The 24278-nt window shown below is 55.8% G+C and carries 21 protein-coding genes; 17 read left to right on the top strand and 4 right to left on the bottom strand.

Annotation, left to right across the window (positions count from 1 at the left end):
* The first annotated feature begins 43 nt into the window (after positions 1-43).
* The 3 genes from BQ7382_RS05895 to tnpA (BQ7382_RS05885) all read left to right on the top strand — a co-directional run bounded on the left by BQ7382_RS05895 (position 44) and on the right by tnpA (BQ7382_RS05885) (position 2835).
* Positions 44-1354: a DUF1015 domain-containing protein gene (locus tag BQ7382_RS05895; protein WP_077391165.1), complete on the top strand. Its 1311-nt coding sequence runs from the start codon at positions 44-46 to the stop codon at positions 1352-1354.
* 242 nt (positions 1355-1596) lie between these two features.
* A complete protein-coding gene (tnpA, locus tag BQ7382_RS05890) occupies positions 1597-2082 on the top strand; it encodes an IS200/IS605 family transposase (RefSeq protein WP_077390623.1) in 486 nt (161 codons plus the stop codon).
* 267 nt (positions 2083-2349) lie between these two features.
* Complete coding sequence (gene tnpA / locus BQ7382_RS05885; RefSeq protein WP_077390623.1) at positions 2350-2835, top strand: IS200/IS605 family transposase; 486 nt, start codon at positions 2350-2352, stop codon at positions 2833-2835.
* A 160-nt stretch (positions 2836-2995) separates the two neighbouring features.
* On the opposite strand, the gene BQ7382_RS05880 is transcribed toward tnpA (BQ7382_RS05885), so the two are convergent.
* The 4 genes from BQ7382_RS05880 to BQ7382_RS05865 all read right to left on the bottom strand — a co-directional run bounded on the left by BQ7382_RS05880 (position 2996) and on the right by BQ7382_RS05865 (position 6988).
* Entirely contained in the window at positions 2996-3241 is a 246-nt protein-coding gene (locus tag BQ7382_RS05880) for a TM1266 family iron-only hydrogenase system putative regulator (RefSeq protein ID WP_077391164.1), read from the bottom strand.
* Positions 3242-3404: 163 nt separating this feature from the next.
* Complete coding sequence (locus BQ7382_RS05875; RefSeq protein ID WP_077391163.1) at positions 3405-4823, bottom strand: nitrogenase component 1; 1419 nt, start codon at positions 4821-4823, stop codon at positions 3405-3407.
* A 31-nt stretch (positions 4824-4854) separates the two neighbouring features.
* Complete coding sequence (locus BQ7382_RS05870; RefSeq protein ID WP_077391162.1) at positions 4855-6192, bottom strand: nitrogenase component 1; 1338 nt, start codon at positions 6190-6192, stop codon at positions 4855-4857.
* Between the two features lie 43 nt (positions 6193-6235).
* Positions 6236-6988 (bottom strand): nucleotide-binding protein, encoded by a 753-nt coding sequence (locus BQ7382_RS05865; protein WP_077391161.1) that lies wholly within the window; start codon positions 6986-6988, stop codon positions 6236-6238.
* 394 nt (positions 6989-7382) lie between these two features.
* On the opposite strand from BQ7382_RS05865, the gene BQ7382_RS05860 reads away from it, so the two are divergent.
* From BQ7382_RS05860 to BQ7382_RS05790, 14 genes are all read left to right on the top strand, one after another.
* Complete coding sequence (locus BQ7382_RS05860; RefSeq protein ID WP_331465915.1) at positions 7383-8180, top strand: nitrogenase iron protein NifH; 798 nt, start codon at positions 7383-7385, stop codon at positions 8178-8180.
* Between the two features lie 48 nt (positions 8181-8228).
* Positions 8229-10772: a nitrogenase component 1 gene (locus BQ7382_RS09670; protein ID WP_235847960.1), complete on the top strand. Its 2544-nt coding sequence runs from the start codon at positions 8229-8231 to the stop codon at positions 10770-10772.
* Positions 10769-13219 carry a carbamoyltransferase HypF gene (gene hypF, locus BQ7382_RS05845; RefSeq protein WP_077391160.1) on the top strand — a complete coding sequence of 817 codons (2451 nt, stop codon included), beginning with the start codon at positions 10769-10771 and terminating at the stop codon, positions 13217-13219. The genes BQ7382_RS09670 and hypF overlap by 4 nt, the downstream gene beginning before the upstream one ends.
* 48 nt (positions 13220-13267) lie before the next feature.
* Positions 13268-13477, top strand: a complete 210-nt coding sequence (locus tag BQ7382_RS05840) for a HypC/HybG/HupF family hydrogenase formation chaperone (protein WP_077391159.1) — start codon at positions 13268-13270, stop codon at positions 13475-13477.
* A gap of 29 nt (positions 13478-13506) precedes the next feature.
* Positions 13507-14583, top strand: coding sequence for a hydrogenase formation protein HypD (gene hypD / locus BQ7382_RS05835; RefSeq protein WP_077391158.1), 1077 nt, complete (start codon positions 13507-13509; stop codon positions 14581-14583).
* A 73-nt stretch (positions 14584-14656) separates the two neighbouring features.
* Positions 14657-15661 (top strand): hydrogenase expression/formation protein HypE, encoded by a 1005-nt coding sequence (gene hypE / locus BQ7382_RS05830; RefSeq protein ID WP_077391157.1) that lies wholly within the window; start codon positions 14657-14659, stop codon positions 15659-15661.
* Between the two features lie 80 nt (positions 15662-15741).
* A complete protein-coding gene (gene truA, locus BQ7382_RS05825) occupies positions 15742-16587 on the top strand; it encodes a tRNA pseudouridine(38-40) synthase TruA (RefSeq protein ID WP_077391156.1) in 846 nt (281 codons plus the stop codon).
* Positions 16588-16619: 32 nt separating this feature from the next.
* On the top strand, positions 16620-17723 hold the full coding sequence (gene mtnA / locus BQ7382_RS05820; RefSeq protein WP_077391155.1) for an S-methyl-5-thioribose-1-phosphate isomerase: 1104 nt from the start codon (positions 16620-16622) through the stop codon (positions 17721-17723).
* Positions 17724-18500 carry a segregation and condensation protein A gene (locus BQ7382_RS05815; RefSeq protein WP_077391154.1) on the top strand — a complete coding sequence of 259 codons (777 nt, stop codon included), beginning with the start codon at positions 17724-17726 and terminating at the stop codon, positions 18498-18500.
* Positions 18487-19170, top strand: coding sequence for an SMC-Scp complex subunit ScpB (gene scpB, locus BQ7382_RS05810; protein ID WP_235847959.1), 684 nt, complete (start codon positions 18487-18489; stop codon positions 19168-19170). Before BQ7382_RS05815 ends, scpB begins: the two co-directional genes overlap by 14 nt.
* Complete coding sequence (locus BQ7382_RS05805; RefSeq protein ID WP_235847958.1) at positions 19097-19864, top strand: pseudouridine synthase; 768 nt, start codon at positions 19097-19099, stop codon at positions 19862-19864. Before scpB ends, BQ7382_RS05805 begins: the two co-directional genes overlap by 74 nt.
* A 69-nt stretch (positions 19865-19933) precedes the next feature.
* The gene (locus BQ7382_RS05800) at positions 19934-21247 is read left to right on the top strand and encodes an L-cysteine desulfidase family protein (protein ID WP_077391152.1); all 1314 of its coding nucleotides are present in this window, start codon (positions 19934-19936) and stop codon (positions 21245-21247) included.
* Positions 21248-21260: 13 nt separating this feature from the next.
* Positions 21261-22562, top strand: coding sequence for a hypothetical protein (locus tag BQ7382_RS05795; protein ID WP_077391151.1), 1302 nt, complete (start codon positions 21261-21263; stop codon positions 22560-22562).
* A gap of 304 nt (positions 22563-22866) precedes the next feature.
* A complete protein-coding gene (locus tag BQ7382_RS05790) occupies positions 22867-24171 on the top strand; it encodes an alanyl-tRNA editing protein (RefSeq protein WP_144082089.1) in 1305 nt (434 codons plus the stop codon).
* Positions 24172-24278: the final 107 nt, after the last annotated feature.

Below are 24278 nucleotides of genomic sequence, written 5' to 3'. Positions count from 1 at the left end.
GCACTCTGAAATGATCGATATATAAAACAAGGAGGAGTTTGCCATGGCAACTTATGATTGGGGGACCTTCGGTTTTCACATTCCGGAGATAATGGTACCGGCAGAGGGTACTGACTATGAAAAGTGGGCTGTAGTCGCCTGCGATCAGTACACGTCTGAGCCGGAGTACTGGGAAAAGGTCGAGGAGATCGTAGGGGACGCCCCGTCCACACTCAGGCTCATGCTTCCTGAGATCTTCCTGAACTCGCCTGAAGAGGCAGAGAAGACCTCAGCTATCCGCGCAACTATGGATAAATACATCAAGGACGGCACTCTGAGGACTCTGGCACCTGGATGCATGCTGGTGAAGAGGACCGCAGAGGGCAGGACGCGCCTGGGACTGGTCATCGCCACAGACCTTGAGAGCTACGATTTCAACAAGGGATCCAAGTCTCTCACGAGGGCTACCGAGGGGACTGTCGTGGAGAGGATACCTCCTCGTCTGAGAATAAGAGAGGGCGCACCTGTAGAGCTCCCTCACATCATGATACTCATCGACGACCCTGACAAGAGCGTCATCGAGCCGCTGGTAAACGCCCCTCAGGAGCAGATCTACGATACAGATCTCATGATGGACGGCGGACACATCACTGGATCCTTCATTGCGGAGAAGGATCTTGAGGGAGCAAAGGAAGCCCTGTCCCGCCTGTTCGACAAGGCCGTTGAGAAATACGGAGAGGGCAACGTTATCTTCCAGGCCATGGGCGACGGAAACCACTCCCTGGCGACTGCGAAGACTAACTGGGAGAACCTCAAGAAGACCTTGACGCCTGAAGAGGCCGAGAACCACCCTGCACGTTACGCTCTGTGCGAGATCGAGAACATCCACGACGACGGCATCGTATTCGAGCCTATCCACAGAGTCGTATTCGCGAAGAAGGGCCAGTCCGGCATGGATCTGGTGAACGAGACAGTTGAGCTCATGGATAAGGAGAACGGCAAGGCTTACATCACCGAGGAAGGTGCTGCGGCACCAGAGGGTGGATTCGCCATCCCGTTCCTCACTGGTGAGAAGAAGGGCACCATAATCGTTGAGGATCCTTCCACAAAGCTGGAGGTAGGAGCTCTTCAGAACGCCCTCGACGTCATCGTCAAGGAGAGAGGAGACGCCGACATCGACTACATCCACGGCACGAAGGCGGTCGAGACCCTTTCCGCTAAGGACGGCAACGCGGGATTCATGCTCCCGGCCATGGACAAGTTCATGCTCTTCCCGGCTGTAGCAGCAGACGGTGCGCTGCCTAGAAAGACATTCTCCATGGGAGAGGCGAACGAAAAGCGCTACTACATAGAGGCGAGATACATCGGAAAGTAGTTTCCGGAAAACAGGATAAAAAAAGAGGTGCTCATCACGAGTCGACCTATCAGGAGCCAGGCGTTCAGGCCTGACTTCCGGTGGCTGGTTCGTGGTGAGCACCTTTTTTTTGTGATCTTTAGTGTAAAAAAACCACCGGCTAAGCCGGTGGAGTAAGAAGCTTTAGCTTCAAGAAAAAACCTCCTGTGATATCATGAATGAGGCTTCCAACCGCACTCATGTAACAAAGGAGGAATAAATCGATGGGTAATATTACCAAAACCGACATCAATAGTTTAACACATTCGAAGTGGCGGTGTCAGTATCACGTAGTGTTTGCGCCGAAGTACAGGAGACAAATTATCTACGGAAAAATAAAAGAGGATATTGGCAAGATACTTAGGCAGTTGTGTGATCAGAAAGGCATAGAAATAATAGAAGCGGAGTTGTGCCCTGATCATGTACACATGCTGATATCAATTCCGCCAAAATACAGCGTATCGCAAGTGATGGGATATCTGAAGGGAAAAAGCTCACTGATGATATTCGACAGACATGCGAATATGAAATATCGGTATGGGAACAGGCATTTCTGGTGCCGTGGCTATTATGTCGATACAGTTGGCAGAAACAAAAAGGCAATCGCAGAATACATACGAAACCAACTGCAAGAAGATATCGCAAATGATCAATTAACATTGAAGGAGTACATAGACCCGTTCACGGGTAGCAAGAATACGAAGGCATAATAAAAAGCGCCCTTAGGCGCAGCCGGAAAATAGAGATGCGGTTGGCAGTCTATTTCGGTGCGTCTTAAGACGCCTGCAAGTAACAGGCCCTTTTAGGGCAAGGACAAACCACCAGTTCAACTGGTGGTTATGATTCTGNATCTTTAGTGTAAAAAAACCACCGGCTAAGCCGGTGGAGTAAGAAGCTTTAGCTTCAAGAAAAAACCTCCTGTGATATCATGAATGAGGCTTCCAACCGCACTCATGTAACAAAGGAGGAATAAATCGATGGGTAATATTACCAAAACCGACATCAATAGTTTAACACATTCGAAGTGGCGGTGTCAGTATCACGTAGTGTTTGCGCCGAAGTACAGGAGACAAATTATCTACGGAAAAATAAAAGAGGATATTGGCAAGATACTTAGGCAGTTGTGTGATCAGAAAGGCATAGAAATAATAGAAGCGGAGTTGTGCCCTGATCATGTACACATGCTGATATCAATTCCGCCAAAATACAGCGTATCGCAAGTGATGGGATATCTGAAGGGAAAAAGCTCACTGATGATATTCGACAGACATGCGAATATGAAATATCGGTATGGGAACAGGCATTTCTGGTGCCGTGGCTATTATGTCGATACAGTTGGCAGAAACAAAAAGGCAATCGCAGAATACATACGAAACCAACTGCAAGAAGATATCGCAAATGATCAATTAACATTGAAGGAGTACATAGACCCGTTCACGGGTAGCAAGAATACGAAGGCATAATAAAAAGCGCCCTTAGGCGCAGCCGGAAAATAGAGATGCGGTTGGCAGTCTATTTCGGTGCGTCTTAAGACGCCTGCAAGTAACAGGCCCTTTTAGGGCAAGGACAAACCACCAGTTCAACTGGTGGTTATGATTCTGTAGAAATGCAGTGTTCCAGCCTCTAATTAGACGAATATGTGACCTTGCAGCTCACGTTGTCCAGCCTTCCGATCTTTCCGGACAGGGAACTGATCTCGTCCTGAGGCGCATCCATGATCACGGAGATGATGTTGATCTGCCTCTCTCTGTAAGGTATTCCCATTCTTCCGACAATGTACTGCGAATACTGGTGGAGCAGTGCGTTGATCTCCTCAGCGCTGTCGGTGCTCTCCGCGATGATGCCGATGATTGCAACTCTGTTATCCATGATAGTTCTCCTTTTTTCTTAAAGAAATCACTTGCAGGTCCGTCTTTTCTCTCCAGCAGCACGGTGCCCCTGAGTCGCGGTGCATCCAGTCTGCTGAACTGCTAAGTTACTTATATCACCTGAGACCGGAAAAATAAAGGGGCCAGACTTCCGCCGGCGCTCGTCAGTATTTCGCTTGTGATACGAACGGGCGGTTGGCCATCTCGATGTCGTTGCTGTAGATGATGTGCTGAGTCTTAAGCTGCTCCTCCAGCCACGGCAGGACATCCGGCCCTATGAACACCGGAATGTGGCTGCGGTACATTCTGCCCGAGTAGGCCTCGTGGGGCAGGTTCACGAACCGGAATCCGTCGCCGGCTGCCATTTTCAGGGTGTCCATGTTCTGGTCGCGGTTATCCCTGGCGTCGTGGGCGGCTTTGCTGTCCTCCCAAGCCCTGTGGTCGCGGTTCCCCGGGAGGATCCGGCTGAAAAGAGGATCTCCGATGACGGTCGATGCGCCGGAAAGAGCCTTTTCCAGGTCGTCCTCCTCCCTCGAGTGGAGGTCGCCGTCCCTCAGGAGCCCGCAGGTCAGCTCAGTTGTGGCGATGAGGTGGACGTCCTTCATGCCGAGATCCTTTTCGAGGCACGTGCGCATGGCGGAAGCCGCAAAGGACTCACCGATGACGAAGGTGCCTGACTTCGCCACCTGCCGTATGCCGTGGGGGTCGCGGCCGGTCTTGTATTCCTCGTCGGGGTAGAGAAGGGAATCGAAAAAAGGATCTTCGTCCGATCCCGAGGCGCCTGCGAGGCTGCGGCAGCGGCCGTCGGCGGCAGCATCCCGCACCAGCGCCACCATCTTTTCCGCGGCATATCTCCCTATCGGCATGCCGGTGACGTACGGAGTGCCGAACTTCTTTTTCATGGTGAGGGCCGCATCCCTGGCGATGGACGAGACCACCACGTTCACGTCGGCGTCTCCCGCCCGGGAGATGTCTTCGAGGGTGGTGCCCATTGCCATCGTGGATACGATCTCGAACCCGGCGTCGGTGAAGATCTTCCGGAGGGCCTCCACGTTGCCCACTACGGAAAAATCGAGGGGAGTCACGCCCAGAAGGTTTATCCGGATTCTGTCGCCGGTCCCTGAGGACTTTTCCGAACGGCCGGCGAAGCTCTTCACCAGCTGGTCCAGGGCCTCGTTGGCCCCGAGCACGTAGGTGCTCATGGCGTTGGTGGTGAAGCCGAATGACGGTATCCCCGTCCGCTGTTCTATCACCCTCGCGATCCCCTTCATGTCGGTGGACAGGAAAAGGGGGATAAGGCCCGCGGTCACCGCGATGAACCGGGGCTTTTTCTCCGCCGCCGCGTCGCAGATGTCCGTTATGAGCTTCTCGTCGTTTCCCAGGATGACGTCGTTTTCCATCATGTGGGAGATGTAGATCATGCTGTCCATGGTGTACCAGCGGGGCTCGTCGTGGGTGTTGTATGTCGAATTGCAGCCGGAGGCGTCGTGCATCACCACCATGCCCCCCAGCTCGTAGAGGACGGAATTGATGCCGAAAAGATCGGCTGAATATGTTGAAAGTACTCGTACTGCCTGCTTCAAGGCTCTACCTCCGTGTTCGTGTGCCGTGTCCCTATGCGGAACAGCCGAATCCCTTGACCTGTATTATGGATTTGACGTCGTCCTCCCGGTCCATCGCAGCCTCCATTTCGTCGCAGAGCCGGATGATGGCCTCGTATCCGTACCAGCCGTTGTTTTCGATCATGTTCACGAAATGGGTCGTGCCGGAAAAATACGCGGCCTTCTGGCCGATGGCCAGGAGGCGGCCGCCGTTCTTCTCCGCGTCGTTTCGCGGCAGGTAGCGGCTTTTGAAATTCTTGGTCGCCCGGAGAGGCAGGTCAGGATAGTTATCCTGCAGCCAGTGGAGGGCGTCCCAGTCGTCGGGCTGGACCACGTCTCCGTAGATCCTGGTGACGTTGAACCCGTTCTCCAGAAGGAGCTTCGCAAGAGAAAAGAAGCGGGTCGTGCTGCTCATGTCTATCACTATGGGAGTGTCGCCCAGCTTTTTCCTGCAACTCTCCAGGGCGCTCATCGCCTCCCTGCGCCTTTCCGACAGGCGCTCCGGATCCAGAGCAACGCCGAGGCGCTCGCTCAGCCTTTTCATATCCCGGTCGATCTCGTCCATGTCCCAGGTGTACGGCATGTAGATGTAGTCCTGTCCGAGGCGGTTTTTCAGATCCTCTGCACCGAACTTCGCCACGTTCATGGAACAGATGTTGAGGGATGCCTTGTTCATTTCTTTGTATTCAGGATATGTCATGCACCGGCAGATGTCTCTTACGGTGTATCCGTTGTCCTGGAGGAGCCTCATGTGGTCGCTCTCAGGGGTGATGGCCTCGTTGCTGCCGATCATGTTTACCGACATCGGATCCTTCTCGCCCGGCCGCAGGCCGCCGTAGATCTGCTGGCGGATGTACTCCTCCGGAGTGACCTCGTTCTTTTCCATTGTAGGGGTCATGTAGCAGCTGATGAAGTCTATATCGGGATACCGCTCTCTAAGAGTGTCGTAAATGTAGTCTATATCGGTCGCCAGGAAGTGGTGTATGCAGCCGGTGTATCCCATGACGGCTGAAGGCCGCCTCGGGAGCTTGTCGATGATGTCCGATACGCCCTCGATGAAGAGCTCTTCCATGTCTCCTGAGAGGATGTCCCGCTCTTCGATCATGACCATTGAGAACCTGTCCATGCCTTCGAACTCTGCGGCGGACAGCACGACGCCCCTGAGGCATGCGGAAGCTCCAACGTATATCTGGTGCGCTCCCGGTACCAGGGTGGCGGTGTGGGTTATGGTCCAGGTTCCCCTTGACGGACACGTGTACTGAAGGGTGTCCCTGAATGGTTCCGTTTCATTTATTTCGCTGACCCGGACTTCAGCGCCTGACGGGTCCGGATCGTGGAGATCTACTAACATGTGATTCCTCCTTGAGTGTTTCACAGCGGTGCGGATGCAGCAGCTACAGCTTCTGTCCCATGAGCTTCTCGGCGAGACTGACGTAGCTGTCGATCACCGGGTCTCCCGGAAAAGCCTGGCATACGGTCAGGCCCTGGTCGCTGGCCTTCTTGACTACCTCGCTGTATTCGAGGATCTGGACGATCGGACATTCCAGGTCCTCAGAGAGCTGGAGCAGCTTTTCGTCCTCGTCAGGGACGTTCCGCTTATTTCCGATTATGCCTTCCAGGCCGTTGTGGCCGCGCCTCTTGAAGTTGTCCATGGCAAGGCCCAGGTTCATGGCGGCGTGGATGGCCATCTGCTCACCTGAGCTTATGACATACACGGCATCGGTGTAGTTCCTCCGGAGAGGCATGGAAAAGCCTCCGCACACCACGTCCCCCAGCACGTCGAAGAACATCACGTCGGGCTTCAGCTTTTCCTCGGCCCCCTTTTCCTTGAGAAGTTCGAGAGCCTTGGCCACGCCGCGGCCGGCACAGCCTATCCCCGGGGTCGGACCTCCGGCCTCTACGCATATGACACCGCCATATCCGCGGATGTACATGTCCTCAAGGGTGATGGACTTCACCTTCTCTCTGTACACGTCCAGCACCGGGCGGAGCTCCTGCCCGTTGCGGAGGCTGATGGTCGAATCGGCCTTGGGGTCACAGCCGACCTGCACCACCGTAAGGCCCTTCGAGGCCAGCGCGGCGGACATGTTTGAGACCGTTGTGGACTTTCCTATGCCGCCCTTTCCGTAAATTGCGATCCTTTTCATTTCCTGAATCCTCCTGTCGTACAGAGGTTGTAAAAAAATGCCTCGCGGCAAGGCGAAGCATCAGCGTTTCTGCGTAACAGTATTCGGGCGCAGCCTCGTACAGGCCACTTCCGACTCTGAGCTGATCATCGTCTGTCAGTTTTCTGCGCTAGGGTTATTTTATCAGGAGGTCGTATTTTGTCAACGAAGAGAAAATTGACTAAGTATTCACATATTATAGTCGCTGAATACCTGTTTTCCGCGTTGACTTGAGTCTCCCGACAGTGATAGAATTCACTGACAATGAAGACTGACTGTAAGGTTATCCAAGCGGGAAGACGTTGAAAGTAACAATCAGTTATAGATCAGTTGCGAGAGACAATGGCGGCTTCCCATGGAAGCCGCCGTTTTTGATATGTCTGGCATGCGAGGAGAGGAAGAGAACATGATAAAGCTGGCTGTTTACGGCAAGGGCGGAATAGGCAAATCCACTGTCACCAGCAATCTGGCCGCGGCCTTTGCCCTCAAGGGATATAAGGTCATGCAGATAGGCTGCGACCCTAAGGCTGATTCCACCATAAACCTCCTTCACGGAGATCCGGTGACCCCTGTTATGAACTACATGAGGGAGTACGACGAGGAGCCTGGTATAGACGATATCATCCGTCAGGGCTTCGGAGGTGTCTACTGCGTCGAGGCGGGCGGCCCTACGCCGGGGATCGGCTGTGCGGGAAGGGGCATCATCGCCACATTCAACCTGCTGGACGACCTGAGGGTCTTCGAGAAGTTCCAGCCTGACATAGTGCTCTACGACGTGCTCGGTGACGTGGTCTGCGGAGGCTTTGCGGCACCCATCAGAGAAGGGTACGCAGAGGACATCCTGATCGTCACTTCGGGAGAGAAGATGGCACTGTATGCCGCAAACAACATCAAGACTGCGGTGGACAATTTCGCCGACAGAGGTTACGCCAAGGTGAGGGGAATAGTGTTCAACCACAGGAACGTGGAGAACGAAGAGGCGAAGGTGCTGGAGTTCGCGGAGAACGCAGGTATTCCCGTGGTAGGAGAGATACCGAGGAGCAGGGAGATCCTGGAGTTCGAGGATAAGGGCATGACCGTGGTGGAGGGCGCTCCGGACTCGGAGATAGCAGGCGCCTTCTTCGCCCTGGCCGACAGGGTGCTCAAGGACCACGAATGTCGGGAGAATGAGTAGTGCCGCAGGCAAAGGCGGCCGGTTTGAATGATTTCGGGAGATCGTCCTATGTCTGGAAAAACTAGAGAAGCGTTTTACATCACGGCCGGAGAGCTGGCCGGATCTGGGCCGGGTGGAATGCCTGAGGAGATGGTGAGCGGAAAGGGGCTCATCTACTCTTCGCCTGCAACTCTGTCCTACAACTCTCCTGGAGCCCAGGGATTCGGAGTCAAGAGAGCGGGGCTGGTGATACCTGAGTCTGTGATGCTCCTGGTGGCCCCGGCCTGCTGCGGGCGGAACACCACGATCCTGGGAGACATGGGAGGATACAGCCACAGGACCTTTTTCCTCGAGATGGACGAGAACGACCTGGTCACAGGCCGCCATCTCACCGACATACCCGCCGTCATCAGAGAGATACTCAAGGTCTGTCGATCCAGGGGGCAGGACCCGAAGGTGGTCGTGATATGTATCACCTGTGTTGACGCTCTTCTCGGGACGGACTTGGAGAGAGTGTGCCGCAAGGCCGAGGAGACCACCGGAGTCAGGGTGGTGCCGACGTATATGTACGCCCTCACAAGAGAGGGGAAGAACCCTCCAATGGTGGCGGTGAGAGAGAGCATCTACGGTCTGCTGGAGAGGCTCCCCGTGAAGTCGCGAATGGTGAACCTGCTGGGGTTCTTTTCCTCGATGGACAAGGACAGCGAGCTGTACGACGTCCTGGGCCAGATGGGTATCACTGACGTCAGGCAGGTCTCGGATTGCGAGACACTGGACGAGTTCCTCCAGATGGGCGCAGCAAACTTCAACATACTCCTCCATCCTGAGGGCAGAAAGGCCGCGGCCGGTCTTCAGGAGAGGCTGGGGATGCCCTTCGTCGAGATGTCCAGGGTATACGAGACGGACAGGATAGGAAAACAGTACAGAGGCCTTGCCAGGGCACTTGGTGCAGAGGTGGACCTGGAAAAGTGGGAGGTTCAGGCCAGTGAGGAGACGGAGAAGCTCAAGGAAGCATGCAGAGGGAAGTCGATAGCCATCGGGCAGGTGGTGGACGGAAGTCCTGCTGAGATGGCCCTCGCCCTGACGAGACTTGGTATCAGGGTGAGCAGCGTGTTCGCCAACCCTGCGGCCGAAGACTTTCCTTATATCAAAGAGCTGGGAGAGCTTGATCCGGACGTGAGATTTTACGCCGCGCTGGATCCCTCCATGGTGAACTACCGTGGGGAAGAGAAGGCGGATCTGACCATCGGAAGGGATGCGGTATACTACTTCCCCGACACGCCTAACATCCCCTGGGACTCCGAGGCGCAGCCATTCGGATACACGGGATTCATCTCTTTTTCGAGAGAGATAAGAAGAGCCCTGGCCGGAGAATGGAAGAAAGAGACCAACGTCATCTGGGACGAAGAGCTCCAGGGGAAGGACATCCCTCCTTCTTCATACGATCCGTATCTGGACCCGGAGGAAAAGCTGCCGAAGGGCATGAGGCTCTTCATGTCGCCGTTCACACCGGACCAGAGCGGCGCGAGTTCTGTCCTCTATGAATACGGTGGCCTTCAGATAATAATGGACGCAGGCGGCTGCGTGGGAAATGTCTGCGGCTACGATGAGCCGCGGTGGCTCGGCCGGCAGTCAGACGTTTTCAGCGCCGGGCTGAGGGATCTCGACGCCATACTCGGCCGGGATCAGCTCCTGATAGAGAAGACGGGCAAGGCACTTAAGAAGACAGACGCCAGGTTCGTGGCGCTCACGGGCACCCCGGTGCCGTCGGTCATCGCCACGGATTACAGGGCACTCAAGAAGCTCATGGAGAGGGACTTCGGCATCCCGGTGGTGCCTGTGGAGACCAACGGCCTGGAGCTATACGACAAGGGCCAGGAAAAGGCATACATGCAGCTAATAAAAACATTCACCGTTGATCCTGACGAGCTGGAGGAAGATGGCTCCGCAGTGAGGCACCGCCTGGGCGTTCTGGGGGCCACGCCTCTCGACATTCCGGCGCTGGACAGCCCGGAAGCACTGGAGGTCGCTTTCAGGGAAAAGGGCCTTCTCCCGGATGGCGGGGAGTGTGTGGTCTTTGGCAGGGGGGACTCCCTTGAAGACCTGAGAAGGGCCGGCACGCTGGACCGCATCGCCGTGGTGTCCCCGTCCGGGCTCAAGCCGGCGAGGTACCTGGAGGACAGGTTCGGAATTCCGATCACGGTGGGATATCCGATCGAGGAGAGGCGAGCGCAGGAACTCTGCCGGAAGCTGGAGGCCATCCCTAAGGGCACCCGCGTCCTGATCATCCACCAGCAGTTTTTTGCGAATTCCATGAGGGAGATCGTCCGTGGGGCGCTCGGAGAGGGTGCTTCCGTGGACGTCGCCACATGGTTCATGGCCAGGAAGGAATTCATGGAAAAAGATGATCACGTTATCCGTGAGGAATGCGACCTTACGAAGACGGTCTTCGGAGGGAGGTACGACGTGGTCCTGGGAGATCCTGTCTACAAGAGGGCCATCCCGGGATGGAATGGCAGATACCTGGAGCTTCCACACTACGTGGCGTCGGGAGAGCTGGCGGGGATAAAAACGGAGGACGACTTCTGGCGCAGAGCTGGTGTTGAGATATGACAGACGGTGAAAAAAGACTTCTCATAAAAATATTCGGCATCGTACAGGGCGTGGGGTTCCGGCCATTCGTGGCCACCGTGGCCAGAGACAGGGGCATCCGGGGCACCGTGTGCAACCGCGGCTCCTACGTGGAGATCCGGGCTCTGGGAGACGAGGAGTCCATGGGACTCTTTCTCGGAGATCTGCGGGAAAAGGCGCCGGACAGGTCGGTGATCCTCAAGCTCAAGACCCGTGATATGGATGAGGAAGAGATCCCTGAGGGATCCTGCGGGCCGATCGACCCGGGCGATCCGGACAGGGGGTTCCACATAATCGAAAGCCGCAAGGATCAGGGCCTGGTGTTCGTCTCACCGGACATCGCCACATGCCCTCAGTGCGAAAGTGAGCTTTTCGATCCGAAGGACCGCCGGTACCTGCATCCTTTTATAAATTGTACCGCCTGCGGCCCGAGGCTCACCATATTGGACTCCATGCCCTACGACAGGGAGAGGACCAGCATGGGTGAGTTCCCCATGTGCCCGGACTGCAGCTACGAGTACACCCATCAGTCCACCAGGCGGTATCATGCTCAGCCTGTATGCTGCAACGAGTGCGGCCCGGAGCTGTATATTCTGGGAGAGCACGGAGAACAGCTATGCAGGGGGAACAGGGAACCAATTATAAGGGCCCGGCAGGTGATCAGACAGGGAGGAATACTGGCCGTAAAAGGCATCGGAGGTTTTCACCTCTGCTGCGATGCGAGAGATGAGGCAGCCGTGCAGAGGCTTCGCAGGCTGAAGCACAGGGACGCAAAGCCTTTTGCAGTGATGATGAGAGACCTGGACACGGTGGCCAGAGAGTGCCTGTTCACGCCGGAAGAGGAGGGCCTTCTAACCGGACCGCAGAAGCCGATCCTCCTTCTCGAGAAGAAAAAAGGCGGACTGGTGGTTCCTGCCGCTGCACCGGGCAATCCGAACATAGGGGTGATGCTTCCTTACGCACCCGTGCAAATGCTGCTTTTCAAGTATCCGGACGGGGAGGACATGACGGATGTGCTGATCATGACCAGCGGAAATCCTTCAGGTGCGCCGATCACCATGGACGACCAGGAGGCCGTGAAGTTCCTGGCACCCCTCTGCGACCAGATCCTTTCAAACAACAGAAAGATAAGGATAAGGGCGGACGACACCGTGATGTCCTTTTACGTGGGCAGGCCTTACATGATCCGCCGGTCCAGGGGCTACGCCCCGCTTCCGGTGATCATGCCCAGTGAGATCCATCATTCGGTGCTGGCCGTGGGAGGCGAACTCAAGAACACGTTCTGTCTGGCAAAGGAAGACATGTACTACATGTCGCCCTATATCGGGGACATGGCGGACATCCGGAGCATAAGAGCCCTTGAGGCGGCGGTGGAGAGAATGAAACGCCTGCTGGAGATAGAGCCTGAGGCGGTCGTGTGCGACCTCCATCCCGGGTATCACACGGGAGAGGTCGGTGAAAAGCTGGCTCGCGAGACGGGCGAAGGCCTGCAGCTCCTGAAGGTCCAGCACCACTACGCCCACGTGGCTTCCTGCATGGCGGAAAACGAGTATACTGACAATGTCATAGGGGTGTCATTCGACGGTACCGGCTATGGTACGGACGGCACCATCTGGGGCGGAGAGTTCATGATCGCCGACTTTGACGGATTCAGGCGCATCGGTTCCATAACTCCGTTCATCCATGCCGGCGGTGATGTGGCCTCGAGAGAGGGCTGGCGCATCGCCGCGTCCATGGGACCGGACCTGGCCGAGGACCTGGACCTGGGAGACGGGCCGGGCAGACGTGCCATCGCCATGATGAAAAAGAATAATATCAATGCGATAAAGTCCACCAGCTGCGGCAGGCTCTTCGACGCCGTGAGCGCGGTGCTTGGGATATGCCAGAGGTCCACGTTTGAGGGACAGGCATCCATGGCGCTGCAGTTTCAAGGGGAAAAAGCCCGGAGTTCCGCTCAGGCAGCGTTGCTGGCGGAGGAGTGTCGTAAGTATCTGGAAGAGACCGGAGGACTGCTGAGGATCACAGAGACAGATGAGCCGGAAGGTCCGCAGGAGTTCTTTCAGCTCAGGACCGACGCGCTGTTCCGGTGGATCGGGGAAAAAGTCCTTGCCGAGACGTCTCAGTCAGGCGGCCTTGCGGAGGAAATGAAGGGCAGTCTGGGTTTCGTGTTCCACAGGCTCCTCGCCGAAATGACCATCGATGGATGCCTGCGGGCGAGGGAGAGCACAGGCCTGAACACCATTGCCCTCAGCGGGGGAGTGATGCAGAATCTCCTCCTGGTGGAAATGCTGGACAGTGGCTTGAAGAGCGAGGGATTCCGCGTGCTGCTCCACTCCCAGGTGCCGCCGAACGATGGAGGCATCGCCCTGGGACAGGCGGCCATCGCCATGTACCGCCTGGAGGAACAGGACAGGATTTCGGATAAGTAATATAATAGATGCGGGAATAGGAAGAAGATAATAAGAGGAGGCAGTGAAATGTGCGTAGGATTGCCAGCAAAGGTCGCTGAAGTCAGGGACGGCATGGCCGTGGTAGACGCTTCTGGAGTGAAGAGGACCATCTCGGCCGAGCTCGTGGAGGACCTGAACCCGGGTGACTACGTTATGGTACACGCGGGGCTTGCCATCGCGAAGATCGGATCCGACGACGGTGACGAGGCCGAGCAGGTCATGGCGGGTCTGAATTAGGAACCTATACTGATAACAAGAGGAACGCAATGGAAGAGAACAGAAAAAGTGCGATCGACAGGGCCAGGGACATCGTCGAGAACTACGACGGTCCGGACATACGCATCATGGAAGTCTGCGGCACCCATACCCACGAGATCTTCCGCCTGGGGATAAGAGCGCTTTTACCGGAGAACATACAGCTGATCTCAGGGCCGGGATGTCCCGTGTGCGTGACGCCGATGTCCTTTATGGACGAGGCGGTATACCTTGCAATGGAAAAGAATGCGGTGATATGCACTTTCGGAGATCTGGTCCGGGTGCCCGGTTCTGAGATGAGCCTGTGGCAGGCCAGGGCAAAGGGAGCACAGGTCAGGACCGTTTATTCCCCGCTGGACGCGCTGGAGATCGCAGAAAAGTACCCTGACAGGGAAGTCGTTTTCCTTGCGGTGGGCTTTGAGACCACCACTCCCGGTGCATGCATAGCCGTTGAGAACGCCGCAAAAAAGGAAATAAAAAACTTTTCCCTTTTAACGGCCAACAAGACCATGAGAAGCGCGTATATCCAGCTGAGGACGAGTGCTGACGCCTACATGTATCCGGGTCACGTGAGCACCATGACCGGCATGGGGGTGTACAGGGAGCTTGCCAGGGACTACGGCATCTCCGGCGCCGTGACGGGTTTCACCGCCAGCGAGATACTCACCGCCCTTGCTACTATCATAGTAAAGCTGGGGGAAGGGAAGCCTTTCGCAGAGAACTGCTATCCGAGGGTCGTCACGGAGGAGGGAAGCAGACCTTCCAGGGAGATCGTCGGCAGGGTGATGGAGCCCTGCGATGCCGAGTGGAGAGGCCTGGGAGTCATACCGGACTCCGGCATGAGGCTCCGCGATGAGTTCAGCGGATACGACGCGAGAAAGAAATTCCAGATACCGAAGATGACCGCGAAGGGAAGCCCGGGATGCAGGTGCGGAGAGATCCTCCTTGGGGAGATCAAGCCGTACGATTGCCCGCTGTACGGCAGGGCCTGCACGCCGGAGCACCCGGTGGGTGCATGTATGGTGTCGGGAGAAGGGACGTGCTCAGCATACTACAAATACGGCTCTCTTGAGCTTATCAGGAAATAAAGAAGATCAAGGTGGCTGGCCGGAAGGTCAGCCATGAGATCGATAAAAGGTGAAAGAAAGGCAGGAGATTCCAATGGAAGAATTCATCACCATGGCTCATGGAGCCGGAGGAAAGCAGACTTCTCAGCTGATCAACGGCATTTTCAAGAAATACTTCGACAGCCCGTATCTTACAGCGGATGACGCGGCTGTGCTCGCTCCTCCGGCGGGGGCCATGGCGATGTCCACTGACGGCTTCATCGTCTCACCAAGGGAATTTCCGGGAGGCAACATAGGGAAACTGAGCATCTGCGGGACCGTGAACGACCTGTCCTGCATGGGGGCAAAGCCGCTTTACATCTCCTGCGCCTGTGTCATCGAGGAGGGCTTTCCGGTGGAAAAGCTGGACCTCATAGTTAAGTCCATGGCGGAGACCGCCGCAGAGGCAGGAGTCCACATAGTCTCCGGAGACACAAAGGTGGCAGGTAAGGGACAGGTAGATGGCATCTTCATCACCACCACCGGAGTGGGGGAGCTGATGCCAGGTGTTTCGCCGGCAGGAGCCAATGCCAGGCCGGGAGACAGGGTGATCGTCACGGGAGACGTGGGACGTCACGGGACCGCCATCCTTCTTGAGAGGGACGACTACGGCATGGAGGCCCATGTCACCAGCGACTGCGCTCCACTGTGGGAACCTGTTCACAAGGTGCTCAGCACTTATCCGGGCGTCCACGTCATCAGAGACGCCACCAGGGGCGGAGTGGGAACTGTCCTGTATGAGATCGCTGACCAGAGCGGAGTGGGAGTGAGGCTCGATTCCTCCTCAGTTCCTGTGGATCCGCAGGTGGCAGGCGTCTGCGGCATGCTGGGGCTGGATCCGCTCTACCTCGCCTGCGAGGGCAGACTGGTGATGTTCGTCCCTGAAGAGGACGCAGAGGGAGTGCTCGACATTCTCCACGGATGTAAGCACACAGAGAATGCTGCGGACATCGGTACAGTTACAGAGGAACACTCTGGAGTAGTAACTCTCATAACTGAACTGGGGACTGAGACCGTACTGCCTCAGCCTACAGGAGAGCTCCTTCCGAGGATATGCTAGAACAAGCTCACAATAGACATTTGCCGCCCCGGGATCCGGACATTTTCCAATCCCGGGGCTTTTCATGTATAATATGGCCTATGAGTGAGACAGAGCACAACATATTGTTGAAGATCAAATACGACGGCACGGATTACTGTGGATGGCAGCGCCAGCCGGATGCTCCCACCGTTCAGGGGAGCATAGAGGAGGTCCTGAGCTATCTGGCAGGAGAACCTGTGACTATCAACGGGACCAGCCGTACGGACAGCGGGGTGCACGCCTTGGGGCAGTGCGCCTCATTCAAGTGGGACAAAAACATCCCTGTGGACAAGATCCCCCAGATACTGAACAGGAGGTTCGGTTCTGCGGGAAACGGCCGGCCAAACAGAAACGGTGGTATACAGATCCTCGAGGCCAGGGAGATGCCTGAGGACTTTCATGCCAGGTTTTCCTGCAGGGGAAAGACCTACAGGTACCTCATAGATTCGACCGGGAGCCTCTTCCGGAGGAACCAGGCATTCCTGTTCAACGAGGAGCTGGATCTGGACGCCATGAGGCAGGCTGCAGAGCTCATTCAGGGGACCCACGACTTCAAATGCTTTGAATCCGCGGGTGGCATCCCGAGAGAATCCACCGTCCGCACGGTGAGCCGCATTTCCATCGAAGAGCGCCAGTGGGGCTGCTCTCTTCCCGACCCCGAGACTTTTACGCCCGGAGGCAGGACCGTGGCTATAGAGGTCACGGGAGACGGTTTTTTGTATAACATGGTGCGGATCATTACGGGAACGCTCGTAGAGGTGGGGCTTGGAAAAAGGACTCCTGAGAGTCTGAAGGATACGATAGAGAGCAGGAGCAGGGCTCAGGCCGGGTTCACCGCTCCGCCGCAGGGGCTCTACCTCAAGGAGATATATTTTGACAGCAGGTTCGACGAGTATCTGAGATAAGTACAGAAATACAGGAGAGACAGGAGAGAAGAATGGCAATAGAAGACATAATCCCGGTGAGATTTCAGGATGAGAAGTTATACATCCTGGATCAGACGAAGCTCCCGGAGCACGATGATTTTTACGAGGTGAAAAACGCTGAAGATCTGTGGGACGCAATAAAGAGGCTTGCGGTCAGAGGTGCCCCGGCCATAGGCGTGGCCGCTGGATACGGCATGTACATCCACGCCAGAGACTACGCCTGTGAGCACGGCATTGAAGATGCGGGAGATCCCGATACCATTGGTACTTTTCTCGAGGAGATAGACCGGACGCGGGATTACCTCGATTCCTCCAGGCCTACCGCGGTGAATCTATCGTGGGCCACAGAGCTCATGGCCGGAACAGCAAGGCAGATCCGTGAGAGCGCGGGAGGAAAGAACATCACCTGTGCCGATATAGTAAAAGCCCTCGGAGATAAGGCGGAGGATATCAGGAAGGCGGACTACGACAGCTGCTACAGCCTGGCTGAGAACGGCCTTTCCCTGCTGAAGCCCGGCATGGGCATTCTCACCCATTGCAACGCCGGGATACTGGCCACCGCCGGATACGGTACGGCCCTCGCACCACTCCACCTCGGACAGGAGCGCGGATATGGATTCAAGGTGTTCGCAGACGAGACCAGGCCGCTCCTGCAGGGCGCCAGGCTCACGTCGTGGGAGCTCATGAAGTCGGGGGTGGACGTGACCCTTATCTGCGACAACATGGCTTCTCTCGTGATGAAAAAAGGCCTGATCGACGCCGTCGTCGTGGGCTGCGACAGGATGGCGGCCAACGGAGACGGGGCCAATAAGATCGGTACCTCCGCAGTCGCCATACTCGCGAAGGAATACGGCATACCTTTTTACATGTTCGTTCCGACCTCTACCATCGACATGGATACTCCTACGGGAGACGACATCGTCATCGAGGAGAGAGAGGGCAGCGAGATATACAGGATGTGGTATGAGCACCCGATGGCACCGGAGGGGGTGAAGACCTTCAACCCGGCCTTCGACGTGACCGACCACAGATACATCACGGCGGTGGTGACCGAAAAAGGGGTGATCCGCCCTCCGTATGATGTTTCTCTTAAGGAGATAATGGGGAGGAAGTAGTTGTACAAGGTCAAGATACAGAGCTTTGAGGGCCCTTTCGACCTGATGGTCTACCTCATTGAGAACGCTCGCATGGACATCTACGATATAAATATATCCGAGATAACCCAGCAGTACATAGACTACCTCCAGGAGATGGAGAGCCTGGACATAGAGGTGGGGAGCGAGTTCATCGTCCTGGCGGCCGTGCTGATACGGCTCAAGTCCAGGATGCTTCTTCCGAGGATGAACCAGGAAGGAGAGGTGGTGATAGATGAGGATCCGCGGGCGGAGCTGGCGGAAAAGCTCATCGAATACAAGAAGACCAAGCGCATCGCGGAGATGCTCCAGGAGAGGGAGGAGTATATGGAGTCCGTGTTCACCAAGCCGGGTGAGGACGTCTCCCAGTACCTGAACTCGCCCGTGGAGGTGCTCAATGTGGACTCTGACCAGTTCGTCCAGGCGTTTCTCAGCTTCCTCAGCAGGAGGAAGAAGATCACAGAGGTCCGCGCGAGATATCAGCGGCCGAGGAGCCCGAGGGAGTCGATCGAGGAGCGCATAAAGAATATGAGCGCGGTGCTGGAGGAAAAGCTGAAGACTCAGGAAACAGTGAGCTTCTCAGACCTGGTCCCGGATCACCCGGACCGCTACGACATGATACTTTCCTTTTCCTCGCTCCTGGAGATGATGAAGACACAGGGGTACGACGCAGAGCAGAAGGAAAACTACGGTGAGATAACGGTCCGCAGGATCGCCGGGGAAAACAGGAAAGCAGGTGAAGATCATGATGCAGAATAAGAAGATGGCCAAGTCGGCCCTGGAGGCCATGATGTTCGTCACAGGGGAGCCGCTCGACGTCCGCAGCGCCGCGGAGGCCCTGGACGGGGAGAAAAAAGAGGTTCTCCAGCTCCTGACGGAGCTCCAGGATGAGTACGAGGAAAAGGCGGGCGGCATCCGCATCCGTCGCATCGAGGACTCGTTCCAGTTCGTCACCGCCAGGGAGAACGATGTTTTCATCGAAAAGCTCTGTACTCCCGTGCGGGTGAAGCGGCTCAGCCAGGCGGCTCTCGAGGTGCTGGCAATAATTGCCTACAGGCAGCCGGTGACGAGAGGAGAGATAGATTCGATCCGCGGCATAAAGAGCGAGAGGGTCATAGATAATCTGATAAACAAGAAAATGATAGAGGTCACGGGCAGGTCCGAGGCTGTCGGCAGGCCCTACACATATGGAACAACTCAGGAGTTCCTGATGAAGTTCGGCTTTTCATCACTGAAGGACCTTCCGGATATACAGGATTTCGAAGAGGATCGCCAGACCAGGTTTTCGGTGGAGGATCCGGAGCTGCACCAGCAGATATCACTGGATCTCAACCAGGGCCTTGATGGAGAACAGGATGAAGGTGAAGAGCCTGAAGGTCCAGAAGGAGACGCGGTGGCGGAGACCGGGGAGGTACCAGGTGAGAATTAACAAGTACATCGGCGCCTCGGGTATATGCAGCAGGCGCAGAGCCGATCAGCTCATAGACGAAGGCAAGGTAAAAGTCAACGGACAGGTCCTCATGGAAAAGGGATACGACGTCCGGCCCGGGGACGAGGTCCAGGTGGACGGGACACTTATCAGGCCTGAGACCAGGAAGCTCTACTATCTGGTGAACAAGCCGGTGGGATACGTGACGACTGTCAGCGACCCACAGGGAAGACCGACGGTGATGGAGCTGGTCCCCGACGTGGAGGAGAGGCTTTTCCCGGTGGGAAGGCTTGACGTGAACACCTCGGGCCTCCTGATCATCACGAACGACGGAGACCTGGCAAACAGGCTGACACACCCGTCCCACGAGATGGGAAAGACCTACGTGGCAAGGGTCACAGGGATGCTCACAATGAAAGAGGCTAAGATCCTTGAGAGGGGCGTCAGGCTGGAGGAGTTTACCACATCTCCTGCACAGGTCAGGCTCATAAGGCACGACAGGAACTCAACGCTGGTGGAGATCACCATACACGAGGGAAAAAACCGTCAGGTGCGCCGCATGATGGAGGCGGTCGGTCACCCGGTGACAGACCTTGAGCGGACGGCCATTGGAACCATAAACAGCAGGCTCCCGGTCGGAGGCTGCAGAAAGCTCAATCCCGGTGAGATAGACTATCTGAAGGGAATAAAGTAACGCCCGGCGTAAAAGCCGGTGATAATATGACAGCCAGCAGGAAAAGAGCAGAGCAGGGAGGAGAACACAATGAACGAACTTACGAAACTCATCCGCAGTGACATGGTGCCGGCGCTGGGAGTAACAGAACCGGGAGCCATAGCTTTTTCCGTAGCCACAGCGAGAAAATACGCCCCAGGGAAGATCATTTCCATAAAGGTGCGCCTGAACAGCGGGATGTACAAGAACGGCTACACCTGCGGCATTCCGAACAGTGCCCGCGTGGGCAACATGTATTCGGCCGCCCTGGGTGCTGTTGCGGGAGATCCGGATAAGAAGCTCGAGTCACTTTCCGGAGTCACCCATGAGGACGACAGGGCTGCAGAGGAACTGGTGGCCTCCGGGGCGGTGACCGTGGAGATGAGCGGGATGACCAGCCGCATCTTCATACAGGCACAGGTCATTGCGGAAGGTGCCGACGGAGGTCAGGATGAGGCGACCGTAACGATACGCGACTCCCACACCAACATCGTGAGCATCACGAAAAACGGAAAAAAACTTTTTCAGAAACCCGGGTACGATGGGGAAGAAGAGGAAAAAGATGAGAGCGCCGTGCATGCTGAGGAGACTGCTCCGCTCATCCACAGGTACCGTCTGAAGGAGCTTGTAGACTATGCGGAAAACGTGGATCCAGAGGAGATCTCTTTTATCAGGGAAGCCTATAGGGTGAACATGGAGCTGTTCGAATACGGCCTGAAGAGCCCGAGGACAGTCTTCGCCCATCAATTGCTGAAGCTGAACGGAGGAGAAGTCTTTTCGGAGGACGAGGAGCTTACGGCTTCGCTGCTTTGCAACGGTGCCATAGAGGCCAGGGTGCTTGGACTGGATCGTCCGGCCATGAGCATCACGGGTTCTGGAGCTCACGGTATCATCGCAACACTGCCTCTGTACGGGGCATATAAGACCAGAGGATATTCGGAGGAGATGCTCCTTAGAGCCACTGCGCTCAGCTACCTGGTGTGCATGTACATAAAGGAGTATTCAGGGAAGCTCTCGGCTTTCTGCGGGTGCGCCATAGCAGCCGGGACCGGGATGGCGTGTGGCCTCACCATGATGAGGGGCGGCGATGCAGAGGATATGGAAAAGGTGATCAACAACATGGCCAGCAGCATCACCGGCATGATATGCGACGGTGGCAACCACGGATGCGTGATGAAGGGTGTAGCCGCCGTCGAGACCGTGTGGAGATCGGTGGAGCTGGGCATGAACGGTGCTTCAGTGGAATGGCAGCACGGTATAAACGGAAGGTCACCTGAAGAGACCATGAGGAACATGGGGCTCATAGCTTCTCCGGGAATGGTCGGGACCGAGAACACGATCGTCGAGATAATGAAGAGCAAGTAACAGGAGTTTCAGAATGTCAGCATTTAAGGTAGTTGAAGGGGGATTGTCGGAATATTACAACATCTTCAGAGACTTTGAGCTGTGCAGCTGCAAGGGGACTAACACCAGGCTCATGGGTGTGGTGGCAGTTCATGCGGAGTGGAAGTCCCTGGAGAACAGCAGGTACAGGATACACCAGTTCATCCACCTGGACTTTTCCGAGCTGGGGCCGGACGGTTACCACGAGGTGATCCCCGACAGGGCCAGGAGGTTGAACAACAGCGAGTGGGCCATCTGGAAGGAGATGTCACAGCCTCTCGGCGGCACGCTGGTGGATCTGGACGCAACGGATCTCTACATGCTGGCGCAGGCCTCGATTAATAAGATGAAAAATGACCCTGGAGCGGGAGACCCCGTGGACAGGGAAGAGTACCGGGTCGCATGCATCCGGATCAGGCTCATGCTGGAGGCGCTGGAAGAGACAGGGAAGATTCAGAATGACAGGCCCGTGACGGATGTGGTGAAGAAGCTTTCTCCGAACAGGCTCTCAAAAGCGGAGACCATTAACTATTTCGTCATGCGAATGGTGGACAGGGACGTGGACGCCGCCATGAGCCTCTCGACGATAGAGGAAAAGAAGCTACTCGCTTCTCCTCTGATGGGGCGCGGGATAAAGATGCTCATAAAGGCTAAAACAAGGGACGCGGAGACAGACGACGTCCCCGTGCCAGAGAACGGCGCTCGCTACTGCTCCGTCGCAACTGAGGCGCTCACCGACGCCGGGAGTGGATATTTCATCTACGAGATCGGCATCGATCTCGTCCTTCAGGGAGGAGTCTGGAAGGTCTGGAGGTGCGAGTCCTCGAGGGGAATGCACATTTCCTCTGTGGAGGCCAGCATGCAGCTGGACCGCCCCGAGTACATAACACTTTTCAGGATAGACGGAGATGTGGAAAACCTGGACCAGTTCAGATTCTCCATGATGTCAGCATCGACACCGATACAGATGCCGAATGGCACCATGTACGTGAAATACAATGACGACAACAGCTATGTGGACTCCTACAAGTATCTGATGAACGACGACCTCTATGGCGCGTATCTGTTCACCCATCAGGGGGAGCTGGTGGTGATGAGTCCGGAGCTCTTCCACATATCCATGATGGAGCTGGACATAATGTCTTCGGTGATGGCGGGGAGCATCCACCTCGTTAAAAGATATAAATCCGCCAGCCAGATCTTCCAGTCCTTCGCCCAGATACCCGGGGCTTTTTTCGCTGAAGCCGTGGAAGATCCGGAAGCAGATCCTGGAGATAAGGGGCCTGACGACAAATAAAACGGACACTGGCAATATACAAAAAAATACATTAAAAATATTTTATCGGTCAACTAGTGTTCGACTTTTATTGAAAAATTTTCAACAGTTTCTATCTCCCATGATTTCAACAACGAGGGATTTTTCCACAGGGTTTTCAAAAATCGTATACAATTTTATCAACATTGGCATGTGGATAAGTGGAAAACTTGTAATCCTGTAATTGCAAGGCTGAACGATTGAGAATCTGGTTGTCAAGGGAAGTTATCCACATATTTTTGATAAGGTTTTCGACTAGGTGTTCTTTTTTTCGGAGGCAGGTGCAGTGAAAACAGATGACGTGACAGAGAGGGTCTACAGGTATGACCCATACAGAACAGAGATAAAATCTGAAATAAAACAGGTACAGATGAAATCGGATCTGGAGGTGCTCGTGCTGGACAGGACTCCGTGCTTTCCAACGGGCGGAGGGCAGCCGTGCGACCGCGGAACGGTGACACTGCCCGGCAGCCGGGACACCGGGGAAGATGAAAAGACTTTTTCCATCATGGACGTGTACGATCACTCCCTAGAAGGTGATGTTTTCCACGTCACCGACGCGCCAGCGGGGACATTCCATCCAGGCGACCAGGTCGTGGTGAGGCTGGATTGGGACAGGAGATTTGCCAACATGCAGAGACACCTCGGTGAGCATCTCCTGTCCGGGGCGCTGCACAGACTGTATGGCTGGAATAACAAGGGATTCCACATGGGCGAGGAATACATGACCATCGACGTGGATGTTCCCCACGGCCCCGAGACCGAGGAAAAGCTCATGGCCGGTGAGGCGGAGGTGAACCGGGTGATCTGGAAGGATCTTCCGGTGTCGGTGGATTACTTCGAAAACAGGGAAGCGGCTTCTGTGATGCCGGTGAGGAAGCCCATTACCGCGGAGGGTCGCATCTCCGTGGTCACTGCAGGGGACAGGAGCGATCCCGCCGATTGCTGTGCCTGCTGCGGCACGCACCCGGATTCCACGGGGCAGGTGGGCCTGGTGAAGATCTACAAGGCGGAGTCCAACAAGGGCATGACCCGGATCTTCTTTGATGCCGGATCGATGGCCATGAAGAGGATCGACGGCGACATGGGCCTCCTGAGGGAGATCACGGACAGGTTCTCAACCGGCAGCAACGACATCATGAAGAAGCTGGACACCAGGGACGAGAAGGAGAAGGAGCTTCACAGGCGGGTGACCGCGCTCCGGGACGTGGTGATGGAAAGCGAGAAAGAGCGGATGCTTGAGGACATGGCGGCCGGCGGCAGGGGACTCGCACCTGATGGCGGACCGCTGTATACAGCGGAGTTTCGTGCCCTGGAGGCGGATGATCTCGTCAAGCTGGGGTTTGCCCTGTACAAGGAAGGCGGAAAAGACGGCGGGGAAAAGCTGCCGCCGCTGACGGCCCTTGTGGACCTGGAGGGAAAGACGGTGCTGCTCTTTTCAGATGGCGCTCCGGCCTGCGGTGAGCTTGTGAAGTCCATGGCTAAGGAATTCGGAGGCCGCGGCGGCGGAAGGCCAGACAACGCCAGGGCGATCTTCTCTGACCGGCGGTCCATCGAGCGGTTTCTGGACGCTGTCGCAGGAGCGATATGACCTTTTTTCAGAAAAGTCATGACGCTGTAAAAATAAGCGATCGCGATAAATAAATGTCCTAAAGTCATGTATACAGCGGCTGTTTTTGATATAATACTCACAAAGAT

It is taken from the genome of Mobilibacterium timonense (genome assembly GCF_900155555.1).
GTDB lineage: Bacteria > Bacillota > Clostridia > Peptostreptococcales > Anaerovoracaceae > Allobaileyella > Allobaileyella timonense.
The sequence above is the reverse complement of the archived record's forward strand: the minus strand, read 5'-3'. Positions and strand labels throughout refer to the sequence as shown.